At 66.8% G+C, this 17,233-nt stretch carries 14 protein-coding genes; 7 read left to right on the forward strand and 7 right to left on the reverse strand.

Annotated features, from left to right (window positions below):
* The first annotated feature begins 108 nt into the window (after nt 1–108).
* Entirely contained in the window at nt 109–897 is a 789-nt protein-coding gene (surE, locus tag LDO54_RS19135; RefSeq protein ID WP_224012251.1) for a 5'/3'-nucleotidase SurE, read from the forward strand.
* Nucleotides 898–1,022: 125 nt separating this feature from the next.
* Here surE and LDO54_RS19140 read toward each other — a convergent pair whose 3' ends face one another.
* Both LDO54_RS19140 and LDO54_RS19145 read right to left on the reverse strand, forming a co-directional pair.
* Complete coding sequence (locus tag LDO54_RS19140) at nt 1,023–1,709, reverse strand: CBS domain-containing protein (RefSeq protein ID WP_224012252.1); 687 nt, start codon at nt 1,707–1,709, stop codon at nt 1,023–1,025.
* Between the two features lie 167 nt (nt 1,710–1,876).
* Nucleotides 1,877–2,656 (reverse strand): cyclase family protein, encoded by a 780-nt coding sequence (locus tag LDO54_RS19145; RefSeq protein ID WP_224012253.1) that lies wholly within the window; start codon nt 2,654–2,656, stop codon nt 1,877–1,879.
* A 225-nt stretch (nt 2,657–2,881) separates the two neighbouring features.
* Here LDO54_RS19145 and LDO54_RS19150 point away from each other — a divergent pair, with 225 nt between their 5' ends.
* Complete coding sequence (locus LDO54_RS19150) at nt 2,882–3,331, forward strand: MarR family winged helix-turn-helix transcriptional regulator (RefSeq protein WP_224012254.1); 450 nt, start codon at nt 2,882–2,884, stop codon at nt 3,329–3,331.
* A 19-nt stretch (nt 3,332–3,350) separates the two neighbouring features.
* Here LDO54_RS19150 and LDO54_RS19155 read toward each other — a convergent pair whose 3' ends face one another.
* From LDO54_RS19155 to LDO54_RS19170, 4 genes are all read right to left on the reverse strand, one after another.
* Entirely contained in the window at nt 3,351–3,779 is a 429-nt protein-coding gene (locus LDO54_RS19155; RefSeq protein WP_224012255.1) for an acyl-CoA thioesterase, read from the reverse strand.
* 36 nt (nt 3,780–3,815) lie between these two features.
* Nucleotides 3,816–5,321 carry an indolepyruvate oxidoreductase subunit beta family protein gene (locus tag LDO54_RS19160; protein WP_224012256.1) on the reverse strand — a complete coding sequence of 502 codons (1,506 nt, stop codon included), beginning with the start codon at nt 5,319–5,321 and terminating at the stop codon, nt 3,816–3,818.
* Between the two features lie 15 nt (nt 5,322–5,336).
* Nucleotides 5,337–7,544 carry an indolepyruvate ferredoxin oxidoreductase subunit alpha gene (locus LDO54_RS19165; protein ID WP_224012257.1) on the reverse strand — a complete coding sequence of 736 codons (2,208 nt, stop codon included), beginning with the start codon at nt 7,542–7,544 and terminating at the stop codon, nt 5,337–5,339.
* Nucleotides 7,545–7,849: 305 nt separating this feature from the next.
* Nucleotides 7,850–8,440 carry a BPSL1445 family SYLF domain-containing lipoprotein gene (locus LDO54_RS19170; RefSeq protein WP_224012258.1) on the reverse strand — a complete coding sequence of 197 codons (591 nt, stop codon included), beginning with the start codon at nt 8,438–8,440 and terminating at the stop codon, nt 7,850–7,852.
* A gap of 411 nt (nt 8,441–8,851) precedes the next feature.
* On the opposite strand from LDO54_RS19170, the gene LDO54_RS19175 reads away from it, so the two are divergent.
* From LDO54_RS19175 to LDO54_RS19185, 3 genes are all read left to right on the forward strand, one after another.
* Complete coding sequence (locus LDO54_RS19175) at nt 8,852–9,331, forward strand: hypothetical protein (protein ID WP_224012259.1); 480 nt, start codon at nt 8,852–8,854, stop codon at nt 9,329–9,331.
* A 232-nt stretch (nt 9,332–9,563) separates the two neighbouring features.
* The gene (locus LDO54_RS19180; protein ID WP_224012260.1) at nt 9,564–10,226 is read left to right on the forward strand and encodes a response regulator transcription factor; all 663 of its coding nucleotides are present in this window, start codon (nt 9,564–9,566) and stop codon (nt 10,224–10,226) included.
* Nucleotides 10,226–13,558 carry a hybrid sensor histidine kinase/response regulator gene (locus LDO54_RS19185; protein WP_224012261.1) on the forward strand — a complete coding sequence of 1,111 codons (3,333 nt, stop codon included), beginning with the start codon at nt 10,226–10,228 and terminating at the stop codon, nt 13,556–13,558. The genes LDO54_RS19180 and LDO54_RS19185 overlap by 1 nt, the downstream gene beginning before the upstream one ends.
* 7 nt (nt 13,559–13,565) lie before the next feature.
* On the opposite strand, the gene LDO54_RS19190 is transcribed toward LDO54_RS19185, so the two are convergent.
* The gene (locus LDO54_RS19190) at nt 13,566–13,832 is read right to left on the reverse strand and encodes a hypothetical protein (protein ID WP_224012262.1); all 267 of its coding nucleotides are present in this window, start codon (nt 13,830–13,832) and stop codon (nt 13,566–13,568) included.
* A gap of 310 nt (nt 13,833–14,142) precedes the next feature.
* On the opposite strand from LDO54_RS19190, the gene LDO54_RS19195 reads away from it, so the two are divergent.
* Together LDO54_RS19195 and LDO54_RS19200 are read left to right on the forward strand one after the other, a co-directional pair.
* The gene (locus LDO54_RS19195; RefSeq protein ID WP_224012263.1) at nt 14,143–14,505 is read left to right on the forward strand and encodes a DUF2946 domain-containing protein; all 363 of its coding nucleotides are present in this window, start codon (nt 14,143–14,145) and stop codon (nt 14,503–14,505) included.
* A gap of 303 nt (nt 14,506–14,808) precedes the next feature.
* Nucleotides 14,809–17,214: a TonB-dependent receptor gene (locus tag LDO54_RS19200; RefSeq protein ID WP_224012264.1), complete on the forward strand. Its 2,406-nt coding sequence runs from the start codon at nt 14,809–14,811 to the stop codon at nt 17,212–17,214.
* Nucleotides 17,215–17,233 lie beyond the last annotated feature (19 nt).

Genomic DNA, 17,233 nt, shown 5'->3' on the forward strand with positions numbered 1-17,233 from the left:
TAGGCGGTAGTCTATCCCGGAAGCGATCCCGTCCGTCGCGAAATGGCCCTTTATCCGATAATGGCCGTTCACTGCTCCCGCCCACCTTCATCGGAGAAGAGATTCGCCATGTCCGCATCCGCATCGAAACTGCCCTGCGTGCTCCTGACCAACGACGACGGCATCGACGCCCCCGGCCTCGCCGTGCTCGAAGAAGTCGCGCACGAACTGGCCGACGAAGTCTGGGTCGTCGCGCCCGAACACGACCAGAGCGGCACCTCGCACTCGATCAGCCTGCACTCGCCGTTGCGCGTGAGCCGCCGCGGCGAGCGCCGTTTCGGCGTACTCGGCACGCCCGGCGACTGCGTGGTGATGGCCGTGCGCCAGCTGATGGGCGACGTCACGCCCACGCTGGTGCTCTCCGGCATCAATCGCGGCGCCAATCTGGGCGTGGAGACGATGTTCTCGGGCACCGTCGGCGCGGCCATGACCGGCCTGCTGCTCGGCCTGCCGTCGATCGCGATGAGCCAGACCTTCCGCGACCGCGATCACGTGCGCTGGGACACGGCGCGCGCGCTCGCGCCGGACGTGATCCGCCGCCTCGCCGCGATCTCGCACGATGCGCCCGTGTGCCTGAACGTGAATTTCCCCGATGTGGACGCCAGCGCGGCCGGCCCGCTGACCGTCACGCGCCAGGGCGTGGGCCTCGTGCAAGGCATCGACGTGGTGCCGCTGACCGATCCGCGCGGCATCGACTATCACTGGCTGCGCTTTCATCGCGGTCCGCGCGAAAACGGGCCGGACACGGAAACGGCCGTCGTGAACTCGGGGCGCGTCTCGGTCACGCCGCTGCATTTCGACCGCACCGCCGAACGCACGTTCGCCACGCTGGAAAGCGCGCTCGCGGCAGGCGGTTGAGTTCGGCGCGCGAACCGCGCTCGCGCATGAAAAAGGCCGGCATGGCGCCGGCCTTCGTTGCGACTACGTCTCCTCCGTTTCCAGTGGACCGCTTCCGGTCCGCTGATTCAGATCACTCAGATCAGTCAGATGCCCGGCATGATCGGATACGGTTCGGTGTGATCTTCCACGCTGCGCACGCCGGGAATGCCTTCGGCGGCCACGCGCACCGCGCGCACGGCGTCGGCCGAATTGAAGGTGCCCCACAGATGCACCACGCCGTCGCGCACCACGACGTTACGGCCCGCGAACGCCCACGGCCGCCCTTCGAGTTCCGCCACCAGCTTCTCGCGGATCTCGCGATCGCTCGCCGAAACGGCCGGCGCGTCTTCGGCACTGCTCGCCAGCGCCTGCAATAGATTCGCGCGGCTCACGATGCCCACGAGCTTGCCGTCGCGCAGCACCGGCACGCGCTTCACGCCGCGCCGCTCCATCAGCGCCGCGATGTGCGTGAGCGAATCTTCCTCGTTCACGCTGACGATTTCCGTGGTCATCACGTCTTCCACGCGGCGCGCGTGCGACTTCACGTAGGCCTCCGCGTCGGCGTTGGTCGCGAAGAAGTCGAGCCAGCGCTTGCGGCGCGTGGTGTCGGTGCCGATTTCGATGCGCCGCAGCAAATCGCCCTCGCTGATGATGCCCACGAGCTGCCCTTGCGCATCGAGCACCGGCGCGCCGCTGATACGCCGTTCCAGCAGCAGCTTCGCCGCCTCGCGCACGCTCGTTTCCGGGCTGACGGTAACGACATTCGGGGTCATGACGTCCATTGCACGCATGGTCTTTCTCCTGTTCGCTCGTGAAATCGTGATCGGTATTTCAAGCGTACTGGCGTGCGACCTACTGACATTGATCTAGATCAATTCGTACAACGGGCGTGGATTTCATGCGATGAAATGCCTCTGCAGCGATGTGCCTCATGCACGGCGCAAGACACGCGCCGGGATCAGTCCTGCACCATCGCGAGCACGCGCAACGGGCTGCCCGAGCCCGCCTGAATCTTCAGCGGCGCGGAGACGATTACCGCGCCCGTCGGCGGCAGTTGATCGAGATTTTTCAGGCATTGCAGGCCGTAGCGGTTCGAGCCGTGCATGAGCGTGTGGCACGGATACGGCACCGGCCACGCGTAGGCCTGGCCCGCATCGGTATTGATGGTTTCCACGCCGAAGCCATGCACCTTGCGCTCGTGGATCAACCACTCGACGGCCGCCTGGGTCGGACCCGGCGTATGCGCGCCGTCCTCGCGCAGATTGAGAAACTCGGCCGGATCGGTGCGCTTCGACCAGTCCGAGCGCAGCAGCACCCACGCGCCAACGGGAATGCGGCCGTGCCGCGCTTCCCACGCCTCCAGAAACTCGACGGTCAGCAGCCAGTCCGGGTTCGCCGCGATCTCGGCGCTCGCATCGACGACCATGGCGGGCGCGATGAAATTCTTCACATCGATCGTATCGACGGAGTTCTGCGCGTGGTCCTTGCCGGAGATCCAGTGCACGGGCGCGTCGAAGTGCGTGCCCGTGTGTTCGCCGCAGGAAAAGTTGTTCCAGTACCAGCCCGGACCCTGCTCGTCGTACTGGCTGATCGTCTCCATCTTGAACGCCCACACCTGGCCGAACTGCGGCGGCAACTGCAACGCCGGAAACTCGGGCGACAGCGTTTGCGTCAGGTCCACGATGCGCACACGGCCGCTCGCGAGATCGGTGGTCAGTTGCTGCAGACTGCTCGTCATCTTGCGCTCCTTTCAGTTCTGAACCGGTTCTGAACCGCTTATCCGCTTTCTCAAACCCTTGCGTCCAGCGCGGCGAAATCATCCTGAAACGTCAAAATTATCTTTAGGCATAAATCAATTCAAAATCATGGTTAACCCCTTTTTCCTTTCGCCGACAAGGGTCCGCGCGGGCGTCGTGGTATGTTTGCGTTCCGTCCCATTCGCTATCCGCCCGTTCAGGTCCGTATGAGCCAGTCCACCGACGCCAGCTTCGTCGACAGCTACACGCCCGCGCTGCTCGCCCAGGTCAGCCAGCTGATCTCCGGCGAATTCCACGTGATCGTGCAGGCGGCGGGATTCGAGGTCTCGGACTGGCGCGTGCTCTCCACGCTCTCGGACGGCAAGCCCATCAGCATCGGGCGGCTCGCGCAGATCTCGGTGACCAAGCAGCCCACGGTCACGCGCCTGCTCGACCGCATGGAGGCGCAGGGCTACGTCAAGCGGATTCCGAGCGAGGCCGACCGCCGCGTGACGCTCGTGCGCATCACGCCGCGCGGGCAGAAGCTCGTATCGGAACTGATGGTGCAGGCCAAACAGCACGAGGATCAGGTGCTCGAACCGCTCGGCAAGGACAAGGCCGAGGAATTGAAGGCCACGCTGCGGCTGCTGATCGACCTGCACCGGCCGCCGGCGTGAACGGCTTCGGCGCCGGGTTTTACTGCGCGCGCGCCATCGCGCGCTCGATCGCGCCGCGCAGATCGTCGGGCATCGGAATGGCCTTGTGGGTGTCGAGCGAGGTCGTCACGAGCGTCTGCAGCGCGCTCATGCGCACCACGCCGTCCGCGCCCGTGCAGGCCCACGCGAGCACGAGCGAGGCGTTACCTAGCCGCTGCACGTCGAGCGAAAGCACCACCCGGTCGCCCATCTTGCTGATCGCCTTGAAATCGACTTCGAGCCGCACCGTCGGCATGCCAATCCGCCGCGCGCCGATCACGCCGTGATAGCCGTCGGGCAGCAGTTCGTCGATCCACGCCTCGATCAGATCGTTGAACAGCACGAAATACTGCGGATAGAACACGATGCCCGCGGGATCGCATTCGGAAAAATGAATCTTGTGGGGACGGCTGAAGGTGGGCGATGTCATGTCGATCTCGATGTCTCTGCGCACGCCGCGCGCGAATCAGGCGAGCGCGTGTCTCGCGAGCGCCGCGCGCAGCTTGTGGCCGTGCTCGTCGGCGAGCGCGGCGTCGCGCAACTCGCGCAGCGTGGCGGGCGCGAGCCGCTGACCCGCGCGCGCAACGGCGGCCATGACGGTCTGAAAATTCGCCAGGCCGCGCGCGTGCGTGTCGCTGTAACCCTTCACGAGGCGCTGGCATTGCGCGACTTCGGTCGCCAGCGCCGGATTATGCCGCGCCGACTCGACGATCTGCGCGAGCCAGCCGTCGATGCGCGCGTGCTCCAGCTCGTAGCGCAGCGTGCGGCGGCGCAGTCCGCGCAGACGCGCGACCGCATAGAGTAGCAGGTAGCCGCGCAGCGAACTCGTGCGCACGACACGCCCCGACGCCGCGAAGCGCTTCACGAGCCGATGCACGCCATGCGGTTTCGCGAGCCAGCGACCGAGCCCGGCGGGCAGCGTCTCGCAGATTTCCTCGATGCGCGGATGCATGAACTCGTTGATGGCGAGCAGCTGATCGGCCTGCGCGCGCACTTCGCCGCGCACGCGCTCGAAACGCGAGCCGCGCGTTTTCAGGTCGGCGACGCGGATCGTGTCCTCGTACGACATCCAGAGCGCGAGATGGCGCGCGGTTTCGCGCAGCAAGGCGCGGTCGGTATCGGGCAGCGTCGCGCGCAATCCGGTCAGGCGGTCGAGATAGAACGCGGCGTACGCAGGGTCCTGGTAATCGATCAGCCGACGCACGCCTTCGATCGCGAACGCCTGCGCGTCTTCGGGCAAGTCCGCGCGCACGCGCTCGATCAATTTGGCGACGGCGGGGTCACGCGGTGCGGGTGTCTGTGGTTTCCCGGTCTTTTCCGTTTGCTTGACCGATGCAGCATCGGCGTCCTCATCGGCGCGCGAAAAACCCAGCTCGAATGCGCGCAAGCTCGGCCTCACACCCACGCCGCCGCGCTCGATGGTGGCCTCGAACTGCGCGCGGCTGAACGGCAGCACGCCGGTGCCCGCGAGCGCGCCGAACAGCACCGCGCTGATCACGCTGCCGCTCGCTTCGGCGGCCTGCGCCATGTCGAAACGCACGAAGCGTTTCGCGGCCTGATGCGCGTGCGCGATCAGCGCGCTGTCGTCGACGCGGCCATCGCCCATCGACGTTTTCTCGGCGATCGAATAGACACGATGCGTCGACGCCACGAGCGTCGTGCGCTCCGCCGTCACGAGCCCGCGCTGCACGGCGCGGCCCGCTTCCATCAGCTCGGAGGCGAGCACCACGTCGACGTCGCCGGGCAGCGGCATGAGCGCGAGCACGGGCACGCGCGGCTCGCTCTCCTCGCGCGCGAACAGCTCGACGTAATAGATGGTGGCGCCGGTACGCTGCGCCACGCCGGGCACCGACGTGGTCTGCGCGTAATAGCCGTTGTGCTCGCCGAGATCGACGATCCAGTCGGCCAGCACGCCGCCGCCCTCGCCGCCCATGGCCAGAATCGCAATCTTGATCGGTTGGGTTGTCGTCATGGTCTCGCCCCGGAATCAGAATGCGTAGCGCGCGCGGCGCTGAGCCTCGCGGCGTTGCAGCCAGCCGATCACGGCATTGCGCACGCGCTGCCGCAAGCGGTCCGATTTAGTAGGATTGCTGATGATCTGTGCGCGATAGAACGACGGACACAGCACCGCCGCGTGCGAGACCTCGCCGCACAGGCCGCAGCCCACGCAGCTATCGAGCACGCTCGCGACCGGATCGGTGCGCAGCGGATCGGGATTGGGCTTGATCGACAGCGACGGGCAGCCCGAGAGCCGGATGCACGAATGATCGCCGGTACAGGTATCCGAATCGACGCCAAAACGCTCGCGCACCACGCGCTCGCCCGCCGCGATCGCCTTGCGCTGCTTCGGCTTTTCGCGGCGCTGCTTGTTCAGCATGCACTCGCTTTGCGCGATCAGCACCTTCGGCCCTTTCGCGCCGGTGGTGAGCGCGTCCTTGAGCGTGGCCATCATGGTCTTGAGGTCATAGGTGCGGCGCACGGTTTTGACCCACTTCACGCCGACGCCGCGCACCGCCTGTTCGATCTCATGACCCGTGCTGCGCGTAGGATTGAGCGCCGTCGACGACAGAATGTCCTGGCCGCCCGTGGCCGACGTATAGCTGTTGTCGACGACGATCGTGAGGTTGTCGCTCTTGTTGAAGACCGCGTTGGCGATGCCGCTCGTCAGGCCGTTGTGCCAGAAGCCGCCGTCGCCCATCACCGAGATCGCGCGCTTGCTCGCGGGCGCGTTGAGCGCGGCGGCGCTCGCGCTGCCGAGGCCGTATCCCATCGTGGTCGCGCCGAGATTGAACGGCGGCAAGATCGAGAACAGATGGCAGCCGATATCGGCGCTCACGTGATGCGGACCAAGCTCGCGCTCGACCAGCTTCATCGCCGTGAAGATCGGGCGTTCGGGGCAGCCCGTGCAGAAACCCGGCGGACGCGCGTGCACGCTGTCGTCGAGCGCAGGTAGCGCGGTGTGATCGGCATGGGTTTCGGCCACGCTAGCCACGGCCTGCACCGGAATCACCTTGCGCGGCGCGGGCGGCGTCGCTTGAACCTCCAGCACGCCATAGCGCTCGAAAAACGCACGCAGGCCCTTCACCACCGTCGCGGCGTTGTACTCGCCGGCGAGCGGCAGCATGTCCTTGCCGTGCAGCGTCGCGTTCACGCCGCGCTGACGCAGAATCGCGCTCGCGTTCTGCTCGACGAAGTTCGGCTGCCCCTCCTCGATCACGAGCACGGCGCGCTTGTCCGTGCAAAATCGTTCCCACTCCGAATCAATCAGCGGATAGGCCACGTTCATCACATAGAGCGGAATCGCCGATTCGCCGTACACATCGGCGAGACCAAGCCGTTCGAGCGCGCGCAGCACCGTGTTGTAGCTGCCGCCCTGAACCGCGATGCCGATGTCGCGTGCGTTGCCCTCGCCGCTGCCTTCGTCGCCGGAAAAGAACTCGTTGAGCTGGCGCTCCTCGATGAACTTCACCGCGGCGGGCCAGCGCTCGTGAATCTTTTCGCGCTCGTGCAGAAAGCTCGCGGGCGGCAGCACGATGCGGTTCACGTCGCGGCTCGGATGTTCGAGCGCGTCCTTGATCGTGAACGCCGGGCGTCGATTGTCCGACGCCACGAACTGCCCGTGCACGTGGCACGCGCGAATGCGCAACTGCAGCATCACAGGCGTGCTGCTCGCCTCGGAAAGATCGAAGCCGTCCTTCACCGCCTGCACGATGCACGGCAGATTCGGGCGCGGATCGAGCAGCCAGATCTGCGACTTCATCGCGAACGCGTGGCTGCGCTCCTGCATGATCGACGAGCCTTCGCCATAGTCCTCGCCGACGATCACGAGCGCGCCGCCCGTCACGCCGCCCGAGGCGAGATTCGCGAGCGCGTCGGACGCGACGTTGGTGCCGACGGTCGCCTTGAAGGTGACGGCGCCGCGCAGCGGATAGTTGACCGAGGCGGCCAGCGAGGCGGCGGCCGTGGCCTCGCTCGCGCTGTTCTCGAAGCGGATGCCGTGGTCGGCGAGGATGTCCTGGGCGTCGGCCAGCACGTCCATCAGATGCGAAATGGGCGCGCCCTGGTAGCCCGCCACGTAGGCCACGCCCGATTCGAGCAGCGCCTTCGTCACCGCGAGAATGCCCTCGCCGCTGAACACCTCGCCCGCGCCGAGGCGCAGCTTCTTCACTTCCTCGACAAACGACCGCTCTGCCATGACCGTCCTCTTCGATGTTCGAAACCGTGGCGCACGACGCGCCATCGTCATGCGTCGGGTCAGTATAGTTTAGAGTTAAATATTTCCAAAATCATAGTTAACCCTGCGAAAACGCCATGTGCGGCACGCCCCGCAAGGGTCGCGGACGAGCGCGGAATGGACACGCAGTGGACGAAATCGAGCTTGCAGGGGCGCCGTCCCCGCACGCTGCATCGGAAAAAATTCGGGGAACGGCCCGCGCGCGAGCACGCCGCCACAGCGGGCGGCGCGGCGCGGAAATCAGGAAGGAGGAGAAAGGAGGAGCGTCAGATCACGAGGCGCGAAACCTTGACGCCTTCGACCGAGACGCCCGCCATCAGGCCGCCGTTGGTCAGCACGAAGGCTTCGACGGGACTCAGCGCCGTCGAGGTATCGACATTGCCGTTCGCGCCCACGGTCACGACGGCGACCGTGGCGTCCGCGCCCGCCGACCAGCCGAGGCTCTTGACGAAATCGTCGAGCGCGCCCTGGTTCATGAACGCGAAGATGATGGCCTTCGACTGCGCGCCGATCTGCAAGCCGAATGAGCCCGCCGCGGTGCTGTAGTAGCCCGAGGTGCGGCCATTCACGCGCAGCGCGCCGGTGCCGTACTGGGCGCCGAACCAGAAACCCGCCGCGATCACGCTCGGAAACACGAGCACGCCGCTCGCCTTCGAGAGCAGTTCCTGCGAACCCGACACCGTGTTGTAGAGACGCGCGAGCGTGGCGTCCACGCCGGCGTCGATGGCATTGCGTTTGGCCGCGTTCTGCGCGGCGCTGTCACTGGAGCCCAGCGGGGTCGTCGTGCAGCCCGAGAGAGCCAGACCGCCCGCCGCGAGCGCGGCGCTGGAGCTGAGAAGAAATTGACGTCGGCGCATTGAGGTGTCCCTGTAAAAGCGATGCTTCGATGAGTCTCGCGGACGCGGCTAAGACACGTGCAGACGGGTCCTGACAGCAGCCGCCGCGCCCCGCGAGGGGCCGCAGGATGGCGCGCGTGGCCGCCGGCCTCCCGAACGCCCGGCCAGCCCGTGCCGATGGATGGCTGCGGCGGCCACGTCCGCCTTCCTTGGCGGTATCTGACCATGCGGCGCGCATCGAGTTCACAAACTGGATGAAGTTTTCCGCGCGCAGCCCCGTGTGGCGGGCATTGCGCGCGCCGGTTGCTGCACCGCGTCAGGCCCGCCGCGTTTCTCGAAATCGTCCGATTTTCCGCGCCAGGCGCGCCCCATACAGTGAAGGTGTGGCCAGAACCGCGCCACACCTTCATCACTCCCCGGAAAGGTCCGATCATGCTCGCCGCCACGCTCCAACGCCTGTCCCAGCCCGCCGCCGCGCGGCTTGCGCGCGTCTGCGAGCGGGCAAGCCGCCTGGGCATCGCGCTGTTGCCCGTCGTCTATATCGCGTTCTTCGCCGCACTCTTCGCGCTCGGGGTGATGCAGCACGTCGCGTTCGCCCTGACGGCGGCGGCGCTCACGCTCGGCGGCACGATGCTCGCGGGCGCGCTGATCTTCTACCTGGCGAGCGCCGCGCCGCAGGCCGCCCATGCCAGCCACGCCAGTGCGCGCGCCCGTGCCCATGCGCAAGCGCCGTCGCGCGCCGTGCACGCCGTCGTGCCGATCCGCTTCGCGCGCATGCCGACCCGCACCTGCGAGCAAACCTGCACGACCGCAGCGGGCGAGGAAATGCGCATTTCGGTCAACTGCTATCAGGCGCATTGCGCGGCCGCCAATCGTGCCGAGCCACGCGGGCGAACGACCCGCGCATCGTGATTCGGCTCCGGCGCGCGCGAGTCCTAGTCGCTCGTCGGAATAGATCGCATGACGAACCAGGTTTCTCCGAGCATTTGTGCGTCGATCAGCAGCGACTGACGGCCACCCTACAATGACCCTCATTTAGCACTGACATATAATGGGCTGAAGACGTCAAACACTGTCGGCAGAGGTGTCCGCGCGGTTGAGGGCGCGGCCTTGCCGGCACGCGCGAGCCGCTACGCACACGCCCATGACGAACGCCAAGCAAACCCTGCGGATCGTGGTCGCCGACGACCATCCGCTCGTGCTCACGGCCATCAGCGACTATCTCACCCGGACGCCCGGCTGCACGGTCGTCGGTACCGCCGATTCGGGCGCGCATCTGCTCGACGTCTTGCGCAGGACGCCTTGCGATCTGCTCGTCACCGACTTCTCGATGCAGGGCGAACTCCAGGACGAAGACGGCCTGCGCCTGATCGCCCGCCTGCGCCGCCTCTACCCCGATCTGCCCGTCGTCGTGTTCACGATGCTCACGAACGTCGGCATCCTGCACGAGCTTGCCGAACTGGGCGTGGCGGGCCTCGTCGGCAAGGACGAGCCGATTCCCGTGCTCGCCGAAGTGTGCCAGCGCGCGCTCGCCGAGCCGGGCACGACGCTCTCGGCGCGCGTCGCCGAACGCCTCGCGCCGGGCAACGCGGATGCAGCCGAATTCCGCCGCAGCCATCCGCTCTCGCCGCGCGAGCTCGAAGTCGTGCGCCTCTTCGCGCTCGGGCTCAACGTGACCGAAATCTCGCAGCGCCTGAACCGCTCGGTGACCACCGTCGCCACCCAGAAGCGCGCGGCGATGCGCAAGCTCAACCTCGATTCGAATGCCGATCTGATCCGCTACGCGAGCGAAAACGGATTCGCGTGATGCCCGCCCACGACTCCCCCGCGAATGCGTCGCCGTTCGACACGCTGAAGGCGCTCGACCGCAATCTGCGGCGCGAGCGGCGCGTGTTCACGATGCTGATCGGCTTGCTCGTGTTCGCCGCGCTCGCCGCCGCCGGCGTGGCGATCACGACGATCGCGTTCCTCTCGCTCGCCGGTGACGGCGCCCGGTTGCGCGCGACCATCGCCCAGACCAACGAAGCGCTGTCGTACCGCTACAACCAGCTCACGAGCGCGCGCCTGCTGCTCGGACTCAAGGAGGCCTCGCTGCTCGTGGAAGACCACGCGCCCGCGGCTTGCGCGCCGGCCTTCGACGGCGTGGACGGCTCGCCGCCGCTGCGCGCGCTCTGCAACCTCGCGATTGCGGCGATGTCGCGCGCGAGTTCGGACACGCCGCTGCTGTTCGTGCTCGTCGACGGCAGCGCCGCCTACGGCTACCAGCTCGCGCCCGCCGCGCGCACGGCGGCGAACGGGCCGCTGCGTCCCGGCGAAGGCGCGCGCGTGCTGGTCGACAGCGCGCTCCTGCGCATGAGCGCGCGCGGCATGGACCCGCTCTCGGTGGGCCGGGGCCGCACGGTGATCTGGTTTCGTCCGCCCGCCGCGCTGGGCTTCGCGCCCAATCTCGTGCTGGGCGCGACCAGCGTGCTGAGGGACGACAAACCCTACGCGCTGGTGCTGACCAGCATCGACATCGACGCGCTCGGCCACGATCCCGACAGCGGCACGCCCGAAATCGCACCCGGAATCGCGCCCGTGCTGGTCGACGCGGACGGCGCGCGGCTGACCGGCCCGCTCTCCGCGGGCGCCACGCAACTGATCGAGCACGGCCTCGCGAATCAGCCCACGGGCCGCTTCCATCTGCTGCCGCGTTTCGGCTGGGCGATGCGCGAGCGGCCGCTCGTGCACGAGTTCGGCCACTATCTGCTCGCGCTGTCGTGGGCCGACCATCTGCGCCAGATCCGCGTGCCCGTCGCCGTGGTGCTGCTCCTCACCGCCGCGCTCGTGCTGCTGCTGCTCTCGCTGCTGCGCTACTGGAACCGGCGCGTGCTCGCGCGCACCTATGGCGAGGCCACGCGCGCGCTCGAAAACGAACTGCTCAACCACCTGCTCGTGCATGCGACGCCGATCGGCTTGTGCATCGTGCGCAAACGCGACTTCGACATCGTGATCGCCAACCAGATCGTGCGCAACGTGCTCGGCCTCGACGCCCGCGCGACCCGCCTGCCCGCCGCGCTCTGCCTCGAATTCGAAAAGCATCTGCCCGCCGCCGTCCAGGAAGGCACGGCCAGCACGCCGATCCACACGCTGCCCTTCTCGATGACGCGCGAGGACGGCGAGAGCGTGCATCTCGACATCACCTACGCCGCCGCGATCATGAATCGCGAGGAAGTGATGTTCTGCGCGTTCGCCGATATGTCGAAGCACTACGAAGCCGAACGCCTGCTGCGCGAAGCGCAACGCACGAGCGACGAGGCCGCGCGCACCAAGGTGAGTTTTTTCGCGGCGATGAGCCACGAGATCCGCACGCCGCTCGCCTCGCTGGTCGGCAATATCGAACTGGTGGCGCGCGGCCCGCTCGCGGCCGAGCAGGAAGCGCGCGTGGAGGCGATGCAGGTCTCAGCGGGCGAGTTGCTGCAAATCGTCAGCGACGTGCTCGACTTTTCGAAGATCGACGTGGGCGCGATGAAGCTTTCCGAGGAGTCCGAATCGATTGCCGCGCTGCTCGTGCGCATCGCGCTCGCGCATGCGCCGCTCGCGGCGCGCCAGCAGTTGCCGTTCTTTCTCGTGATGGATCGCGCCATTCCCGCGCGGCTGTTCTTCGATCCGATCCGGCTCGCGCAGATCGTCAACAACCTGCTGAGCAACGCGTTCAAGTTCACGCACTCGGGCAAGATCGTGCTGCGCGCGGTCTGGCGCGACGCCACGCTCGACATCAGCGTGGCCGATTCGGGCGTGGGCATGCCCGACGATCTCAAGGCGCGCCTGTTCCAGCCGTTCACGCAAGGCGACAAGCACCGGCTCACCGAGTCGCGCGGCACCGGGCTCGGCCTGACGATCTGCGGACGCCTCGCGAAACTCATGCACGGCCGCTGCGAAGTGGAAAGCACGCTGGGCGTCGGGACGCGCGTGCTCGTCAGCCTGCCGCTGCGCGCGGACGGCCCCGCGAGCGCGGGCGAACAATGGACGCTGCCCGACCCGCATCCCGCCATCCTTTGCCGCGCGCCGGAGAATCGCGAATGGCTCACGAATCTCTTCGATGTCAACGTGAGTACGCCGATGGATTTGCGCGCGGCCGACGCGCCGCCCGAGGGCGCGTTCGACTATCTGCTGGTGACGGGCGAATGCTCGGTGGAAGACGTGCGGCGCGTGTGGCGCGATCCGTCGAAGGTCGTGTGGCTTCGCCAGGACGGCCCGCTCGTACCGCTCGCGCTCGACGACGGCGGCGTGGAAGTCAGCCTGTACAGCCTCGCGGGCATCCGCACCGCCACGCAGATGCTGCGCGGCCAGCCGTCCGCGCCGGGCAGTGCTGCCGCGTTGCGCGACGAGGACGCCAGCGGCGATGCGCTCGAACAGACCGATTTCCGCCGCCTGAACGTACTGATCGCCGAAGACAATCTGCTCAATCGCTCGCTGTTGCGCGATCAGTTGCGCACGCTCGGCGCGAACGTGATCGAAGCCAAGGATGGCGAAGAAGCGCTCGCGAAACTCGATACGGCGCGCGTCGATCTCGTGATCACCGACCTCAACATGCCGAAGCTGAACGGCTATGAACTGCTGCAAACCGCGCGCGCAAGACTCGCTACGCTGCCGGTCTACGCAGTGAGCGGCAATGCGCTGCCCGAGCAGATCGCGCAAGGCCGCACGCTGGGTTTCACCGACTATCTGAGCAAGCCCGTGCCGCTCGCGGAGCTCGCGCGCGTGCTCGCCGACGTCGCCGCGCGCGGGTCTGCCAAGCCCGCGCAATCCGTGCAGAACGCGCAAGACGCAACCGGTATCGAAGAACAGATGCCGCGCTTTCCCGAACTGCCGCCGGGGCTCGCGCCGATTTTCATCGAGCAGGCCGATCACGATCTCGCCGACTTCGCGCGCATCGCGGGCACGCAGGACGTGCAGCAATTGCGCGAGTGGCTGCATCGCGTGGCGGGCGGCATCGCCGTGCTGGGTCCTTCGGTGCTGCACGACACCTGCGGCGAGCTGCGCGAGGCGATCCACGCCAGCGGCGCATGGGACGAGAACGTGCAGACGCTGGCCGCCGCGCTCGTCGCCGACCTGGGCGCCTTGCGCGCCCACGCGGCGAGCCGCGAGTCGACCTGAGCGCCGCCTAGCCGGCGCTGCGCAGAAAGGCCGGCGCCTGCGCGTCCGCTTCGCGGGGACACCCGCCGCCCTGCAGGCGCACGCACCACTGGCGCAGCGCGCTCGTGTCGAGCGGACACGACTGCGCCCCGCGCGGCTTCACGTGCTGACGCGCCTCCAGTCGCAGCGCGAAACTCGCGGGCAACGCGAGACCGCACGCGGCGACGCGTGTGCCGTTTTCGGGCGCGGGCGTTTCGCCGGATAAGCACGCGACGTCGCGCGAAATCGTTGGCACACCGCACGGTTCCGACGTGCGGGCCACCCAGCGCAAACTCGGCGCGGGACGCAGGGAAAAGACAGGCATGATCGATGGCCGCGCAACGCGGCATGGCATTGGTGAGTACATCGACGATCTTCGCGCAGCACGCGCACGCGGACCATAGGACGGATTCGAAACGCACCGGCAGCCAGGTCGGCAAAGACTGCAACGAGGGACGCAACACGCGCCAGATATGGCGTGCTTTATGGCGGCGTTCAGCGTGCCGGATCGCGTGCGCAAACGCGCCGACGCATGGTAGACTGCGCGCGCAATCGCTCACTCCATCATGAAACTACGCAAGCACGCACTGCTGACCGCATGGCTTGGCCTCGTCGCCATGTGGCTCATCGTGCTCGCGCCGCTCGTGAGTCAGCTGGTTGCCGCGCATCAGGCGCATCAGCCCGATGCCGCGCTGTGCTCCGCGATGCAACCCGCAACAGCGCCGCATCTTTCGCACGACGACGCATTCGGCGCCTGCGGCTACTGCAATCTGCTCGAGCATCATGTAGCGATGCCGTCCGTCACGGTGCCCGCGCTCACGCTCGGTTTCATCGTCGCCGACGCCCTCGTCGCCACGCTTTCCACGCGTCACACGCCGTTCGGCGCCTTCCCATCGGGCCGCCCGCGCGCCCCACCCTCGCTCGCCTGATCGCTGCCGTCACCGGCTGCACGTCCGCGCTTTCTTTACGCTCTCTCGTTGGCTTTGGCGCTCGCGCCCGCTAGCGCGTGTTCGCACGTTTTCGCTCGCATCGTCATCACGCAGAATCCTCTGCGATGACGCATAGGCGAACCGCGCCCGCACAGGCTCGCTGTCGCGCCATGCGTCGACAGCCACGATGAGAACGCGTCGAGACGCGACCCGCACGTAATCGCGACTCTCGCGGCAATCGCCGCAAATCGCACCGCGCGTGCGTGCAGCCGCACGTCCATCGTTTCCGGGGAAGTCTCTTTCATGTCCACGCCCGTTTCGCGCGGCGCGCGGTTGCGCCTGCGCGCCCGTGTCCGTCTCGGCCTGTTGCAGCATTGGCCGATCTTGCCGCTTTCGCTGATCGCACCGTTCGCACCGGCCGCGCACGCCGAACAAACCACGCCACAAGAAGCTGCGCAAGCCGCCGCCGATAGCGCATCGAACACCGACGTCACCACGCTGCCCACGGTCAGCGTGAGCGCGTCGAACAACGCATCGAACGCGGCGCCCACGCGCGCCGTCGATCCGAACCTGCCCGCCACGGTCGAGACCGTCACGCCCGAGCAGTTCAACAACTGGAACGTCGTGAATACGGAAGACGTCCTCAAGTACCTGCCGAATCTCGCCGTGCGCAAGCGCTTCGTCGGCGACCTTAATTCGATCATCGCGGTGCGCGGCACGAGCAATGCGCAGAGCGCGCGCGGACTCGTCTACGCGGACGGCCTGCTGCTCTCGAATCTGCTCGGCAACAGCTACACGTTCCCGCCGCGCTGGTCGATGGTGTTTCCCGACCAGATCCAGCAGGTCGATGTGATCTACGGGCCGTATTCGGCGCTCTATCCGGGCAATTCGCTCGGCGCGACCGTGCTCATCACCACGCGCATGCCGACGAAGTTCGAAGCGACCGCCGATGTGAAAGCGTTCACGCAGCACTTCAGCCTCTACGGCGTGAACCAGAATTTCAACGGCAGCGAAATGAGCGCGTCGATCGGCGACCGCATCGGCAAGTTCTCGTATCTGCTGGGCGTGAATCATCTGGAGAACACGAGCCAGCCCCTGCAGTTCGCGACGCTCGCGCAGTCGAGCACGCCCGCCACAGCCAGCGACACGCCGGTGCACGGCGCGTACTTCTACAACAACCAGACCAACACGCGCACGGCCGTGCTCGGCGTGAACGGCGAAGGCATCGAGCACACCGTGCAGGACCAGTTCAAGCTGCGCATGCAATACGATTTCACGCCGACCGTGCAAGGCGGCGTGACGCTCGGCTACTGGCATCAGACCTACGACAGCCAGACTTCGACCTTCCTTTACGACGACAACGGCAATCCCGTCTACAGCGGCAAGGTCAACATCGGCGGCTACGAGTACACGATTCCGGCCTCCGCGCTCGCGCCCAGCCGCGGCTGGAGCGAGAACTGGCTCTACGGCGCGTCGCTGCGCACGCATCAGGCGACCGGCTGGAACGCGGAAGCGATTGCTTCGTACTACGACGTAAGCAACAGCGTCGCGCGCACGGCCAGCAGCGGCGGCACCGGAAACGGTCCCGGCACCATGACGCTCGGCGACGGCACCGGCTGGAAAACACTCGACCTCAAGGCGACGTGGACGCCCACGCGGCCCGACGCGGGGCTCGCCGCGCACTGGCTGACCTTCGGCTATCACTACGACAATTATCACGTCGACAACGAGACCTACAACACGCTCGCCTGGCGCGACGGCGGCGCGGGCAGTTTCGCCAACGCGTTCGCGGGCAAGACGCAAACGCAGGCGCTCTACGCCCAGGACGCGTGGCGCTTTCTGCCGCGCTGGAAACTGGTCTACGGCGTGCGCTACGAAGACTGGCAGGCCTACGACGGCTACCAGGCGCTCGGCAGCGTGCGCGTGCCGTATGCGGGCGTGAGCGACCAGCACTTCTCGCCGAAGGCCTCGCTCTCGTTCGACCTCACCGACGACCTCACGCTGCGCGCCTCGATCGCGCGAGCGTATCGCTTCCCGACCGTCGGCGAATTGTTCCAGGGGCAGATTAACGGCTCGTCGATCGTCAATAACAATCCGAACCTGCGTCCCGAAGACGATCTCTCGAAAGAGCTCAGCGCCGAATGGGCGCACTGGAACGGCCTGTTTCGCTTCACGCTGTTCCAGGACGACGTGAAGAACACGATCTTCAGTCAGACCGACACCACCGTCATTCCGAACGTGACGAACTTCCAGAATATCGGCAAGGTGCGTTCGCGCGGCGTGGAGACGAGCTATCAAGGTCAGGACGTGCTGCTGCACGGCCTCGATTTTTCGGCGAATGTGGCTTATACGCAGTCGAAGATTCTCGCCAATGCGCAGAACCCGGCGAGCGTCGGCAAGTACTTCTATCGCATTCCGCTGTGGCGCGTGAATGCCGTCGCGACGTATCGATTCGATGCGCGCATGGCGCTCACGCTCGCCGCGCGTTATTCGGGGCGTCAGTACAACACGCTCACGAATACCGACACGAATCCGAACGTGTTCGGCGGCACCAGCAGCTACACAGTCGCCGACGTGAAATTCACGTTCCGTCCGACGAAGAAAACCGAAATCGGCGTGGGCGTCGACAACCTGTTCGACGCCCGCTACTACGTCTATCACCCGTATCCCGGCCGCACGTTCTACGCCGAAGCGAAGATCGCCCTGTGAGCCTCCATTCGCAGCACAC

This window comes from Paraburkholderia tropica (assembly GCF_914484835.1).
Taxonomy (GTDB): domain Bacteria; phylum Pseudomonadota; class Gammaproteobacteria; order Burkholderiales; family Burkholderiaceae; genus Paraburkholderia; species Paraburkholderia tropica_A.